The organism is Streptococcus chosunensis (assembly GCF_003626515.1).
Classification (GTDB): Bacteria; Bacillota; Bacilli; order Lactobacillales; family Streptococcaceae; genus Streptococcus; species Streptococcus chosunensis.
On sequence record NZ_RBCK01000002.1, the window covers coordinates 251,082 to 264,099 of the forward strand.

Below are 13,018 nucleotides of genomic sequence, written 5' to 3' on the forward strand. Positions count from 1 at the left end.
TCGGGTTCTCTCATTCTCTTTTCTGAAAATTTTCTCCATTTTTCCATGCAATGTGGTAAAATAAAAGAAAGAAGCTGACAAAGGAGACAGGTATGGAACAAACATTTTTTATCATCAAACCAGACGGTGTAAAAAGAGGGCTAGTTGGTGAAGTGTTGAAACGCATCGAACAACGTGGATTTACAATCGAAAAATTGGAGTTGCGTACAAAGGTTTCAGAAGAGTTGATTGACCAACACTATCATGACTTGGTTGGTCAGAGTTTTTACCCACCGATTCGTGAATTTATGACTTCAGGCCCAGTTCTTGTGGGTATCATCTCTGGTCCCAAAGTAATTGAAACTTGGCGGACCATGATGGGTGCTACTCGTCCAGAAGAAGCTTTACCAGGAACTATTCGAGGTGATTTTGCAAAAGCTGCTGGAGAAAACCAAGCTATTCAAAATGTTGTGCATGGTTCAGATTCAGAAGAGTCAGCTAAGCGAGAAATTACTCTTTGGTTTGACGGAAAGTAGTAAAAGTTTGATGTAAGGGTTACTTGCATCAAACTTTTTTGCATTTTAGAGTAGAAAACTGACAGTTGAGAAATATTCTAGCAATGGGGAGGATTTCTAGCCTATAATAAGAGCAAGTAAGGGAGGAAGAATGATGGAAAAAATGAAAAAGCAAATTCGTATTTTGTTATTGTTTACGATTTTTGGTATCAGTAGCTGTTCTTGTTTAAGTTTATCGACTTGGTCTTTGGTGTTAGATCAAAACTGCTTCTATTATTTAGTTGGTATGTTGCTTCTTGCCAGTATTGGTGCAGGGCTAAACTATTATAGGGGGCAGGGAAATCAACATTATTCAGTTTTTAAAGAAGATAAGCAACAATTCTTGTATAGCCTATTGCTCTTAGTAAATATTTTGGGTTTAGTCTTAATTGTCATAGACCATATCCTTACAGGAAAAATATCCGTAGAAGGGTTTGTGGAATACTTTTTACCGAGTTTCTTTTTCTTATTTGGTATTGATTTGTTAGTTTTTCTGCCGATTCAGAAGTATGTAAATGGATTGAAAAAGATTTTGGGTAAGAAGGAAATGTGTTTTATTAGTGGACTAGCTATTCTAATCTTTCTCAGAAATCCTTGGATGTTATTATCCATGACCTTTTATATTGCCTTGGGAATGCTATTTCTAGGACTGTTGGTGCCAAAAGTCATTCGCTGGGAAGTCTCATTTTATAGCCACCTGATGAGAGATATCTTATTAGTTGTCTTTTTACTGTTCCTATTTTAAGATTATAACAAGGACTGGTTCAAGTTTTTAATTCATAATATAGAATTCATAGATAATACCTAGACAAAGAACAAGTTTTTGGTATAATAGAAACATGTACTCTAAAAGTGAAGAAGAATTACAGTCCTTGGGTGAGCGTTTGGGCTGTTTATTAGAAAAGAATGATGTTTTAATTCTGAGTGGAGAACTTGGAGCCGGCAAAACGACCTTTACAAAAGGCCTTGCTAAAGGATTACATATTTCTCAGATGATTAAGAGTCCAACCTATACTATTGTGAGGGAGTATGAAGGTCGTCTTCCTCTTTATCATTTAGATGTTTATCGTATAGAGGGGGATGCTGATTCTATTGATTTGGATGAGTTTCTCTTTGGTGGCGGGGTGACTGTCATCGAGTGGGGAAATCTCTTAGGTGATGCCCTGCCAGATACTTATTTAGAATTGGAAATTCTAAAAGAAGGAGACGGTCGCAGATTACATTTCCAAGCAAAGGGTTTGCGTGCAGAAAAGCTTTTAGAGGAGCTTCAGCATGGAGTATGAATTGCTCATTAGAGAAGCAGAATCTGATGATGCTGCTGAGTTAGTGACATTTTTAAATCGTGTCAGTGTAGAAACAGATTTTACCAGTCTGGACAGGAATGGCATTTTGATGACAGATACTGAGATGGAGTTGTTTTTGGATAAACAGGCTCATTCAGAAAATCAAATCACTTTACTAGCCTTGCTGAATGATGAAATTGCTGGCTTTGTAAATATCACAGCTGATCAACGTAAGAGAGTTCGTCACATTGGAGATCTCTTTATTGTGATTGGTAAGAAGTATTGGAATAATGGACTGGGGAGTTTGTTACTTGAAGAAGTCGTAGAATGGGCACAGGCTAGTGGCATTCTTCGTAGACTTCAACTCACTGTCCAAACTCGTAATCAGGCTGCAGTTCATTTATATCAAAAGCAAGGTTTTGTAATTGAAGGTAGACAAGAGCGCGGTGCGTACATAGAAGAAGGGAAATTTATAGATGTTTACCTGATGGGTAGACTGATAGATTGATAGAAATATGGTTAAAAAAATTATTGGAATGGTGCTAGCTTTTCTAGCTGTGACAGTTTTGGGTGTGGGTGTTTTTGCTTATACCATTTATCAACAAGGTACAGAAACTTTATCAAGAACTTATAAAAAAATTGGTGAAGAAACCAATGTTATTGAGGCTACTGAACCCTTAACAATCCTTTTAATGGGGGTTGATACTGGAAATGTGGAACGAACTGACCCTTGGGAGGGAAATAGTGATTCCATGATTCTCTTGACGGTTAATCCGCACACGAAAAAGACAACGATGTTAAGTTTGGAACGTGATATCTTGACTAAAATTCAGCATAAAGATGGTAGTGTTGAGGAAGCTAAACTAAATGCCGCCTACGCTGGTGGTGGTGCGGAATTGGCAATCTCAACTATCCAGAAAATGATGAATATTCATATCGATCGTTACGTTATGGTGAATATGCAGGGGTTGCAACAATTAGTCGATGCAGTGGGCGGTATAACTGTCAATAACACGCTAGGTTTCCCAATTTCTATTAGTGACCAAGAGGAATTTAATACCATTTCTATTGGTGTTGGGCAGCAAACTCTAAATGGTGAAGAAGCTCTTGTTTATTCTCGCATGCGCTACCAAGATCCAGAAGGGGACTACGGACGTCAGAAGCGTCAGCGTGAAGTCATTCAAAAGGTTGTTGAAAAAGTTCTTAGCTTGAATAGTGTTAGTCACTATCAGTCTATCTTAAAAGCCCTAAGTACCAATATGCAGACCAACATTGATTTATCAGCGAAAAGTATTCCACAATTACTTGGTTATCAAGATTCCTTCAAGAATATTGAAACACATCAATTGCGAGGAGAAGATGCTGAACTGCAGGGCATTTCTTACCAGATTGTTACAACTGAGCATATGTTAGAAATGCAAAATCTCTTACGTCGTTCACTAGGTAAAGAGGAAGTAACTGAAGTAGAAACCAATGCTGTGTTATACGAAGCAACTCTTGGAAGAACTGCTACACCAACGAATGCTTCAAGTGTAGAAATAGAACAAAATTAATAATGAAATCGTGGGAAATTTCCTGCGATTTTTTCAAAAAAATACGAATAGATAGGTAGGAGGAAACATGAAAGCAGAAATCATTGCTGTTGGAACAGAGATTTTGACAGGACAGATTGTCAATACCAATGCCCAGTTTTTATCGGAAAAACTAGCAGAGATTGGAGTAGACGTCTATTTTCAGACGGCTGTAGGAGACAATGAAGCTCGTCTCTTGTCTTTGCTCGAAATTGCCAATAAACGTAGCAGTCTGGTGATTTTGACAGGTGGTTTGGGGCCAACTGAGGACGATTTGACCAAACAAACCTTAGCTAAATTCTTAGGGAAAGAATTAGTCTTTGATTCTCAGGCCCAGGAGAAGTTGGATGTCTTTTTCGCCCAGAGACCAGACTATGCCCGAACACCGAATAACGAAAGACAAGCTCAAATTGTAGAAGGGGCGACTCCACTACCAAACGAAACAGGACTGGCTGTGGGAGGAATGTTAGAAGTCAATGGAGTGACCTATGTCGTCCTTCCCGGTCCACCAAGTGAATTAAAACCCATGGTTTTAAACCAACTTCTACCTAAGTTGATGACAGGGAGTAAGCTATATTCCCGAGTTCTTCGTTTCTTTGGGATTGGCGAAAGTCAGTTGGTTACGATTTTGTCTGATTTGATTGATAATCAAACAGATCCGACCTTGGCACCTTATGCAAAGACAGGCGAGGTAACCTTGCGTCTGTCAACAAAAGCTAGCAACCAAGAAGAGGCGAATCAAGCGCTGCATATCTTGGAACATCAAATCTTAGGTCGCCAGACTTTCGAAGGAATTTCTTTACGAGACCTCTGTTATGGTTATGGAGAGGAGGCTAGTTTGGGCAGCATTGTGGTAGAAGAACTGAAAAAACAAGGGAAAACTATCACGGCTGCAGAGAGCTTGACGGCAGGTCTTTTCCAAGCTACCGTAGCGGATTTTTCGGGTGCTTCAAGTATATTTAAGGGTGGTTTTGTGACCTATAGCTTGGAGGAAAAATCAAAAATGTTGGATATTCCTGTCAAGGATTTGGAAGAACAGGGTGTGGTGTCTGAATTTACAGCTCAGAAGATGGCTGAGCAGGCGCGAAGCAAGACCCAGTCAGATTTTGGCCTTAGTTTGACTGGAGTGGCAGGACCAGATAGCCTAGAAGGGCACCCAGCTGGGACAGTCTTCATAGGCTTAGCTCAAGAGCATGGAACTGAGGTCATAAAGGTCAATATCGGAGGCAGAAGTCGAGCAGATGTACGTCATATTGCAGTTATGCATGCCTTTAACCTAGTTCGCAAGGCTTTATTAAGTGACTAACTTTTGATATAATAGTAGATAGGTCTAAGGACCATTAGAATGTAGGAGAATAGAATGGCGAAAAAACCAAAAAAATTAGATGAAATTTCAAAAAAATTCGGGGCAGAACGTGAAAAAGCCTTGAATGACGCTCTTAAATTGATTGAGAAAGACTTTGGTAAAGGATCAATCATGCGTTTGGGTGAACGTGCCGAGCAAAAGGTGCAAGTGATGAGCTCAGGTTCCTTGGCTCTTGACATTGCCCTTGGTTCAGGTGGTTATCCTAAGGGACGTATCATTGAAATCTATGGACCAGAGTCATCTGGTAAGACAACAGTTGCCCTTCATGCAGTTGCGCAAGCGCAAAAAGAAGGTGGTATTGCAGCCTTTATCGATGCGGAACATGCCCTCGATCCAGCTTATGCTGCGGCCCTTGGTGTCAACATTGACGAATTGCTCTTGTCTCAACCAGACTCAGGAGAGCAAGGTCTTGAGATTGCAGGAAAATTGATTGACTCAGGTGCAGTTGACCTTGTCGTAGTCGACTCAGTTGCAGCCCTTGTGCCTCGTGCGGAAATTGATGGAGATATCGGAGATAGCCACGTTGGTTTGCAGGCTCGTATGATGAGCCAGGCTATGCGTAAGCTCGGTGCTTCTATCAATAAAACAAAAACTATTGCCATCTTTATCAACCAATTGCGTGAAAAAGTTGGGGTTATGTTTGGAAATCCAGAAACAACTCCTGGTGGACGTGCTTTGAAATTCTACGCTTCAGTGCGTTTGGATGTTCGTGGAAGCACACAAATCAAGGGAACTGGTGACCAAAAAGACACCAACGTCGGTAAAGAAACTAAGATCAAGGTCGTGAAAAATAAGGTGGCTCCACCGTTTAAGGAAGCCTTCGTTGAAATCATGTACGGAGAAGGTATTTCTAAGACTGGTGAACTTTTGAAGATCGCAAGCGATTTGGATATCATCAAAAAAGCAGGAGCTTGGTACTCTTACAAGGATGAGAAAATCGGGCAAGGTTCTGAAAATGCTAAGAAATACTTGGCAGATAACCCAGAAGTCTTTGATGAGATTGACCATCAAGTCCGTGTTCAATTTGGTTTGATTGATGGAGAAGAAGCTGTTGAAAGCAAAAAAGATGAAGCAGTTCAAGCAGATTCTGTGAATGAAGAGGTAACTCTTGACCTAGGCGATGAGCTTGAAATCGAAATTGAAGAATAAGCTGTTAAAGTAGTGGAGAAATCCGCTGCTTTTTTGTTGCCTTGTTCTGGTTTTCAGCTCACGCATAGTTTGCTGTTTCTTGTCGCTCCTCTAGAAAGCTGATATAATAGCCTTATGAATAAAAAACGAACAGTGGACCTGATACATGGTCCGATTCTTCCCTCGCTCTTAAGCTTCGCCTTCCCAATCTTGCTATCAAATATTTTTCAACAACTCTATAATACTGCTGATGTCTTGATTGTTGGGCGATTTCTTGGTCAAGAATCCTTGGCGGCGGTAGGAGCGACAACTGCCATTTTTGACCTGATTGTAGGTTTTACTCTTGGTGTTGGTAATGGGATGGGGATTGTTATTGCCCGTTATTACGGGGCTCGGAATTTTACTAAAATCAAGGAAGCAGTAGCAGCTACTTGGATTTTAGGTGCTCTTTTGAGTATTGTGGTCATGCTGATGGGTTTTCTGGGACTGTATCCACTTTTACAGTACTTGGATACCCCTGCAGAAATTCTTTCTCAGTCCTATCAATATATATCTATGATTGTGACCTGTGTTAGTGTCAGTTTTGCTTATAATCTCTTTGCAGGTTTGTTGCGATCTATTGGTGACAGTCTGGCAGCTCTGGGATTTTTGATTTTCTCTGCCTTGGTTAATGTGGTTCTGGATCTTTATTTTATTACGCAACTCCAACTGGGAGTTCAATCTGCGGGACTTGCTACCATCATTTCGCAAGGCTTATCAGCGGTTCTCTGCTTTTATTATATCCGTAAAAGTGTGCCAGAACTTTTGCCTCAACTCAAGCATTTCAAATGGGATAAGGCCTTGTACGCGGATCTCTTGGAGCAAGGTTTGGCTATGGGCTTGATGAGTTCAATTGTGTCCATCGGCAGTGTGATTTTACAGTCTTCTGTTAATACCTTTGGTGCAGTGATTATTAGTGCCCAGACGGCGGCTCGACGCATTATGGCCTTTGCCCTTCTTCCTATGACCGCTATTTCTGCCTCGATGACGACCTTTGCTTCTCAGAATCTAGGAGCTAAACGACCAGACCGCATTGTTCAAGGCCTTCGAATCGGCAGTCGTCTAAGCATATCCTGGGCAGGCTTTATCTGTATCTTTCTATTTTTTGCCAGTCCAGCCTTGGTTTCCTTCTTGGCTAGTTCGACGGATAGCTACTTGGTAGAAAATGGAAGTCTCTATCTGCAAATCAGTTCAGCCTTTTATCCTATTTTGAGTCTCTTACTGATTTATCGTAATTGCTTGCAGGGTTTGGGGCAAAAAGTCCTTCCTCTGCTTTCTAGCTTTATAGAACTAATCGGGAAAATCGCTTTTGTGGTCTTGATTATTCCTTGGGCAGGCTATAGGGGAGTTATCCTTTGTGAACCCCTTATCTGGGTTGCCATGACCATACAACTTTATTTTTCACTGTTTCGTCACCCTTTGATAAAAGAAGGCAAGGAAATCTTGGTAGCAAAAGTACCATCCTAGCTTGATTTGCTAAATAAAATCCATTTCCTCTAGTGAAAATAGAAAAAACTTGTGTTATAATAAGAAAGATTAAAATGTGAAAAAAGGAGATTCCTAATGGGACGTAAATGGGCCAATATCGTAGCCAAGAAAACGGCTAAAGATGGAGCTAACTCTAAAGTATATGCAAAATTTGGTGTAGAAATCTATGTAGCAGCTAAAAAAGGTGATCCAGATCCAGAATCAAACTCAGCCTTGAAATTCGTTATCGACCGTGCTAAACAAGCCCAAGTACCAAAACACGTTATCGATAAAGCTTTGGACAAGGCTAAAGGAAACACAGACGAAACCTTTACAGAAGGACGTTACGAAGGTTTTGGACCAAATGGTTCTATGTTGATCGTGGATACTTTGACTTCAAACGTTAACCGTACAGCGGCTAATGTCCGTGCAGCTTTTGGTAAAAATGGCGGAAACATGGGTGCTTCAGGTTCGGTTTCATACCTATTTGACAACAAGGGTGTTATCGTATTTGCTGGTGAAGATGCGGACGCAGTCTTTGAGCAATTGCTAGAAGCAGATGTGGATGTGGACGATGTAGAAGCAGAAGAAGGAACAATCACTGTTTATACAGCGCCAACTGACCTTCACAAGGCTATCGTTGCTTTACGTGAGTCAGGTATCGAAGAATTCCAAGTGACAGAATTGGAAATGATTCCTCAGTCGGAAGTGGAATTGTCAGGCGATGACCTTGAAACTTTTGAAAAACTGTACAGCGTCCTTGAAGACGACGAAGACGTACAAAAAATCTACACAAACGTGGACGGATTCTAATTTAACCTAGAAAACATAATCCTAAGTGAAAAACTCACTTGGGATTTTTTTAATCAAGAAAATAGTTCTCATGAAAACTTTTTTCTTGACATCCCTCCTCAAAGTGATAAAATAGTTCTCATGAAAACTTATTTAGTTCCTAGGAGAACTAAATACAAGGATTAGAAAGGAGCAATCATGGATAAACCGATGTTAGTCTTTAAGCGTTTTGGTCACCAGATTCATTTGATGGTACAAAAGGAAGCCAAACGTTGTGGTATTGAGTTTATGGGTGGACCACAAGGTCAGGTGTTGCGTTTTTTGGATAATCGTGAGAAAAATCAAGACTTGGTCTTGATTAAAGATATCGAGCAGGAACTCAATATTACCAAGTCTGTTGCTAGTAATTTGGTCAAGCGTATGGTGCAAAATGGTTTGGTGGAATTGGAGGCGAGTCCTAGCGATAAGCGGGCAAAATTTGTTTGTTTGACGGACAAAGCACGTTCTCAGATGCAACAGGTTAAGGCTTTTTTTGAACGAATAGACAAGCAGTTGATGGAAGGCATTGATGAAGATGAATTACTGATTTTTGAGAAAGTTCTCGGTCAACTACAGGAAAATATCAAGGGAATAGGAGGAGAGAATGAAGAAATTAGCCAAACGAATTAGTAGAAAAGAATGGGGGATGATTTTACTATCCATTCTCTTTACTTGCTTTTCGGTCTATCTAGAGCTGGAAGTGCCGACCTATATCTCGAAAATTACGGATTTGCTAGGTAGTCAAGGAACTAATTTAGATGAGTTATGGCAACCAGCAGGTATGATGGTGGGAATGTCCTTTCTTGCCTTCTTGTCCGCAGTTGCAGTTGGATTTTTTGCGTCCAGAGTAGCTGCTTCTTATACTAGTAGGTTGAGAAGCGATATTTTTAACCGAGTTTTAGACTACTCGCAGACAGAGATTAAGAAATTCTCTATTCCCAGTCTTCTAACTCGTACTACCAATGATATTACTCAGGTTCAGATGTTGATTACTATGGGCTTGCAAGTGGTTACGCGTGGTCCGATTATGGCTATCTGGGCCATCGGGAAGATTTTAGGACATTCAGAATACTGGCTCTGGGCCGTACTTGTGGCAGTGATTGTCAATGTTTTGATGACGACCGTTTTGATGACGTTAGCCTTTCCAAAACAATCCTTGATTCAAAGTCTGACTGATAAACTGAACAGTATCACTCGCGAGAGTTTAACAGGTATTCGTGTTGTCCGTGCCTACAATGCAGAGGATTACCAAAATGAAAAATTTGCAGCAGCAAATGATGAGCTGACATGTTTGAATTTGTTTGTCAATCGTCTTATGGCTATTTTGAACCCCATCATGATGGGAATTTCAAGTGGTTTGAGTGTGGCGATTTACTGGATTGGGGCCTATGTAATCAGCGATGCTGCTCCAACAGCGCGTCTGCCTCTCTTTAGTGACATGGTTGTTTTCATGTCTTATGCTATGCAGGTTGTCATGGGCTTCCTTCTTATGGGGGCGCTCTTCATCGTTCTTCCCCGAACTATGGTCTCTGCTAAGCGGATTAATCAAGTTTTAGATTTGCATTCTTCTATCCAAAACCCTGCTCAAGTGCAGCTGGCTGATGAAAACCTCAAAGGTCAGGTCGAGTTTAAGGATGTGACCTTCCGCTATGCGGCAAATTCGGAGGCAGTTATCGAGCATGTTAGCTTTAGAGCGGAAGCTGGTCAAACAGTGGCCTTTATAGGGTCGACAGGTTCTGGTAAGTCAACTCTAGTCAATCTGATTCCACGTTTCTACGATGTATCAGCAGGAGAAATTCTGGTAGACGGTCTTAATGTTCAAGACTATGACTTGAATGATTTGCGCAACAAGGTTGGTTATATTCCTCAGAAAGCGGTTCTCTTTTCAGGTGATGTCAAGGGCAATTTAGATTTTGGACACAGTCAAGAAACACCGCTTAGTGAGCAGGCTATGTGGCAAGCTCTGGAATTGGCCCAGTCTAAGAACTTTATCGAAGACAAGGAAGCTGGCTTAGCGTCAGAAGTAGCCCAAGGAGGAACCAACTTCTCAGGTGGTCAAAGACAGCGTCTGGCAATTGCGCGTGCCTTGGCTCGGAAACCAGAAATCCTCATCTTTGATGACTCCTTCTCAGCCTTGGACTACAAGACAGACCGAGTTTTACGTCAAGATTTAGCTGAAAAAACTAAGTCTATGACCAAGCTCATTGTCGCACAGCGTATCTCAACGATTATGGATGCAGATTTGATTTTGGTCTTGGATCAAGGTAAAGTCGTGGGACAAGGCACCCACAAGGAACTTCTAGCTAATAACGAAGTTTACCAAGAAATTGCCTATTCACAACTATCGAAGGAGGAATTGGAACATGGAAAATAAGAAAATATCTCTTTTGAAACAGAGTAAACCCTATCTTGCAGGCCTCCAGTTTGCCCTTCTGATAGCCTTTCTAGCAACAATCGTATCCAATATCATTACTGTATATGGTCCAACCCGTATCAAGGAAATGACCAATATCATTGCAAGTGGTCTGGAAACAAGTGTGGATGTCGCGGCGGTTGCAGCTATTGGTGGTTTTTTGGCCGTGATTTATGTGATTGGACTCTTATCAAATTATTTGCAGGCCTTCCTGTTTACAACAGCCATTCAACGTTTTTCAGAGCGTTTGAGAACAGCTATTGCAGATAAAATTAATCGCCTACCATTGAGATATTTTGATGGACATTCTCAAGGGGATACCTTGTCTCGTGTAACCAATGATGTTGACACTGCAGCTCAGTCTCTCAATCAAAGTCTAGGAACAGTTCTCTCATCTAGTTTACTGGTCGTGGCGGTCTTAGTAACCATGTTTGGCATGAACTGGATTTTAGCCTTGGTGACGGTTGTTTCAACTCTTATTGGTTTTGCTTTCGTGTCTGTCTTTATGGGCAAATCACAGGGCTTCTTTAAGAGTCAGCAACAGGATTTGGCAGCTGTAAATGGTTATGTGGAAGAAATGTACTCTGGTCATAATGTGGTGACTAGCTACAATGCTATCGAGAGCACGAAAGAAGAGTTTGCGACATTAAACCATCGTCTATATGACAGTATCTGGAAATCTCAGTTTATTTCAGGGATTATGATGCCGATTATGGTGTTTATTGGGAACTTTAGCTATGCCTTGGTGATTATTGTTGGTGCAGCCTTAGCTCTGAATGGGCAGATTAGTATAGGGATTATCGTTGCCTTTATGGCCTACGTTCGGATCTTTTCTCAACCCCTTTCCCAAATTGCTCAAGGGATTACCAGTCTTCAGCAGGCTAGCGCAGCCATGGGACGTGTCTTCGAATTCTTAGCCGAAGATGAAATGGAAGATGAATCCCATAAAGAAAGACAATTGAGCGATATGAAAGGTCAAGTAGTCTTTGATCGAGTTTCCTTTGGTTATACACCAGAGCGAACCATTATTCATGACTTTTCTGCGACCGCTCATGCAGGTCAAAAGGTTGCCATTGTCGGACCTACTGGAGCTGGTAAGACAACCATTGTCAATCTTTTGATGAAGTTCTATGAGATTGATAAGGGAAGCATCCGTATTGATGGTGTCGATACCAAGGAGATGAAGCGTTCGGAAGTGCATGATGCCTTTTCAATGGTCTTGCAGGACACTTGGCTCTTTGAAGGCACTATCCGAGACAATCTCATCTATAACCAAACAGGTATTAGTGATGAGCGCGTGATTGAAGCTAGCAAGGCTGTAGGGATTCACCACTTTATTATGACCCTACCAGATGGTTACGATACAGTCTTGGACGACACAGTGACCTTGTCTGTCGGACAAAAACAACTCTTGACCATTGCTCGTGCTTTGCTGAAAGATGCTCCACTCCTAATCCTAGATGAGGCGACTTCTTCTGTTGATACTCGTACAGAGGAATTGATTCAGAAAGCTATGGATCGTTTGATGGAGGGAAGAACTTCCTTTGTCATCGCCCACCGCTTGTCAACCATCCGTAATGCTGATCTGATTCTTGTCATGAAAGATGGCAATATCATTGAGCAAGGCAATCATGATGAGCTAATGGCGCAAGCTGGTTTTTACGCTGACCTCTACAACAGTCAGTTTACAGAAGATGAAGCGGAAGAATAAACCCAAAGAAGGCTTGACGGCCTTCTTTTTCTGCACTATACTAGAAGACAAGTGCTTCCCTATAAGCAAAATTTGAGTAAGTGATGAGAAAATATATGAAAAATTATCAAGAATGGTATGACCACATTGCTGGTAAGATTAAAAATGAGCCCTTTCTTCTGAGCTTGTTAAGAACTTTTAATCGCTTCATGACAGTAGTTATGCCTATAGTTTATCTAACCTTATTAGCCACTACCTACTTCCAAGAAGGACTTGGGAAACAGGTCTGGATCTATGTGTTTGTCCCTGCGTCAGGTTTTGTGATTTTGTCCTTTCTTCGTAAGAAAATCAATGCTCCTAGGCCTTATGAGGAATGGACTATTAAACCCTTGCTTGACAGAGATAGTCCTGGTCGATCTATGCCCAGTCGTCATGTCTTTTCAGCAACCATTATCTCCATGGCTTGCTTTCATGCTAGTTTATCTGTAGGGATTATCTTGTTAGTCTTGTCAGCCTTCCTCGGTCTAGTGAGAGTTTTAGGGGGAGTGCATTATCCCAAGGATGTAGTGGTTGGTTATATTTGTGCCCTTGTGTGGGGTGTGATTTTCTTTCTATTTTGACCTGCAAGTTAAGGTGGCCCTAGAACCACTTACGGGGTTAAAGTAACCACTTGCTTTTTTGCTCTTGTTTTCTTATT

General features: G+C 41.2%; 13 protein-coding genes. All 13 read left to right on the forward strand.

Annotation, left to right across the window (positions count from 1 at the left end; all coding sequences use genetic code 11):
- Nucleotides 1-92 precede the first annotated feature (92 nt).
- The 13 genes from ndk to D7D54_RS07210 all read left to right on the forward strand — a co-directional run bounded on the left by ndk (nt 93) and on the right by D7D54_RS07210 (nt 12,941).
- The gene (gene ndk / locus D7D54_RS07145; RefSeq protein ID WP_120719123.1) at nt 93-515 is read left to right on the forward strand and encodes a nucleoside-diphosphate kinase; all 423 of its coding nucleotides are present in this window, start codon (nt 93-95) and stop codon (nt 513-515) included.
- A 130-nt stretch (nt 516-645) separates the two neighbouring features.
- Complete coding sequence (locus D7D54_RS07150; protein WP_244193456.1) at nt 646-1,278, forward strand: competence protein; 633 nt, start codon at nt 646-648, stop codon at nt 1,276-1,278.
- A 94-nt stretch (nt 1,279-1,372) separates the two neighbouring features.
- The gene (tsaE, locus tag D7D54_RS07155) at nt 1,373-1,816 is read left to right on the forward strand and encodes a tRNA (adenosine(37)-N6)-threonylcarbamoyltransferase complex ATPase subunit type 1 TsaE (protein ID WP_020901871.1); all 444 of its coding nucleotides are present in this window, start codon (nt 1,373-1,375) and stop codon (nt 1,814-1,816) included.
- Nucleotides 1,806-2,324, forward strand: a complete 519-nt coding sequence (locus D7D54_RS07160; RefSeq protein ID WP_120719124.1) for a GNAT family N-acetyltransferase — start codon at nt 1,806-1,808, stop codon at nt 2,322-2,324. Before tsaE ends, D7D54_RS07160 begins: the two co-directional genes overlap by 11 nt.
- A 7-nt stretch (nt 2,325-2,331) precedes the next feature.
- On the forward strand, nt 2,332-3,369 hold the full coding sequence (gene lytR, locus D7D54_RS07165; RefSeq protein WP_020901872.1) for a glycopolymer--peptidoglycan transferase LytR: 1,038 nt from the start codon (nt 2,332-2,334) through the stop codon (nt 3,367-3,369).
- 67 nt (nt 3,370-3,436) lie between these two features.
- A complete protein-coding gene (locus D7D54_RS07170) occupies nt 3,437-4,693 on the forward strand; it encodes a competence/damage-inducible protein A (protein ID WP_120719125.1) in 1,257 nt (418 codons plus the stop codon).
- A 54-nt stretch (nt 4,694-4,747) separates the two neighbouring features.
- Nucleotides 4,748-5,902, forward strand: coding sequence for a recombinase RecA (gene recA / locus D7D54_RS07175; RefSeq protein ID WP_020901874.1), 1,155 nt, complete (start codon nt 4,748-4,750; stop codon nt 5,900-5,902).
- Between the two features lie 114 nt (nt 5,903-6,016).
- Nucleotides 6,017-7,387: an MATE family efflux transporter gene (locus D7D54_RS07180; RefSeq protein ID WP_020901875.1), complete on the forward strand. Its 1,371-nt coding sequence runs from the start codon at nt 6,017-6,019 to the stop codon at nt 7,385-7,387.
- Between the two features lie 96 nt (nt 7,388-7,483).
- On the forward strand, nt 7,484-8,200 hold the full coding sequence (locus D7D54_RS07185) for a YebC/PmpR family DNA-binding transcriptional regulator (RefSeq protein ID WP_000532882.1): 717 nt from the start codon (nt 7,484-7,486) through the stop codon (nt 8,198-8,200).
- A gap of 177 nt (nt 8,201-8,377) precedes the next feature.
- Nucleotides 8,378-8,848 carry a MarR family winged helix-turn-helix transcriptional regulator gene (locus D7D54_RS07195; RefSeq protein ID WP_020901876.1) on the forward strand — a complete coding sequence of 157 codons (471 nt, stop codon included), beginning with the start codon at nt 8,378-8,380 and terminating at the stop codon, nt 8,846-8,848.
- Nucleotides 8,823-10,592, forward strand: coding sequence for an ABC transporter ATP-binding protein (locus D7D54_RS07200; protein ID WP_120719126.1), 1,770 nt, complete (start codon nt 8,823-8,825; stop codon nt 10,590-10,592). Before D7D54_RS07195 ends, D7D54_RS07200 begins: the two co-directional genes overlap by 26 nt.
- A complete protein-coding gene (locus D7D54_RS07205; RefSeq protein ID WP_120719127.1) occupies nt 10,582-12,342 on the forward strand; it encodes an ABC transporter ATP-binding protein in 1,761 nt (586 codons plus the stop codon). Before D7D54_RS07200 ends, D7D54_RS07205 begins: the two co-directional genes overlap by 11 nt.
- 95 nt (nt 12,343-12,437) lie before the next feature.
- Nucleotides 12,438-12,941: a phosphatase PAP2 family protein gene (locus D7D54_RS07210; protein ID WP_020901877.1), complete on the forward strand. Its 504-nt coding sequence runs from the start codon at nt 12,438-12,440 to the stop codon at nt 12,939-12,941.
- Nucleotides 12,942-13,018 lie beyond the last annotated feature (77 nt).

What these genes read in the sequence shown, in the direction of transcription:
- ndk (WP_120719123.1), top strand. Translation starts at nt 93, where the DNA reads ATGGAACAAACATTTTTTATCATCAAACCAGACGGTGTAAAAAGAGGG.
- D7D54_RS07150 (WP_244193456.1), top strand. Translation starts at nt 646, where the DNA reads ATGATGGAAAAAATGAAAAAGCAAATTCGTATTTTGTTATTGTTTACG.
- tsaE (WP_020901871.1), top strand. Translation starts at nt 1,373, where the DNA reads ATGTACTCTAAAAGTGAAGAAGAATTACAGTCCTTGGGTGAGCGTTTG.
- D7D54_RS07160 (WP_120719124.1), top strand. Translation starts at nt 1,806, where the DNA reads ATGGAGTATGAATTGCTCATTAGAGAAGCAGAATCTGATGATGCTGCT.
- lytR (WP_020901872.1), top strand. Translation starts at nt 2,332, where the DNA reads ATGGTTAAAAAAATTATTGGAATGGTGCTAGCTTTTCTAGCTGTGACA.
- D7D54_RS07170 (WP_120719125.1), top strand. Translation starts at nt 3,437, where the DNA reads ATGAAAGCAGAAATCATTGCTGTTGGAACAGAGATTTTGACAGGACAG.
- recA (WP_020901874.1), top strand. Translation starts at nt 4,748, where the DNA reads ATGGCGAAAAAACCAAAAAAATTAGATGAAATTTCAAAAAAATTCGGG.
- D7D54_RS07180 (WP_020901875.1), top strand. Translation starts at nt 6,017, where the DNA reads ATGAATAAAAAACGAACAGTGGACCTGATACATGGTCCGATTCTTCCC.
- D7D54_RS07185 (WP_000532882.1), top strand. Translation starts at nt 7,484, where the DNA reads ATGGGACGTAAATGGGCCAATATCGTAGCCAAGAAAACGGCTAAAGAT.
- D7D54_RS07195 (WP_020901876.1), top strand. Translation starts at nt 8,378, where the DNA reads ATGGATAAACCGATGTTAGTCTTTAAGCGTTTTGGTCACCAGATTCAT.
- D7D54_RS07200 (WP_120719126.1), top strand. Translation starts at nt 8,823, where the DNA reads ATGAAGAAATTAGCCAAACGAATTAGTAGAAAAGAATGGGGGATGATT.
- D7D54_RS07205 (WP_120719127.1), top strand. Translation starts at nt 10,582, where the DNA reads ATGGAAAATAAGAAAATATCTCTTTTGAAACAGAGTAAACCCTATCTT.
- D7D54_RS07210 (WP_020901877.1), top strand. Translation starts at nt 12,438, where the DNA reads ATGAAAAATTATCAAGAATGGTATGACCACATTGCTGGTAAGATTAAA.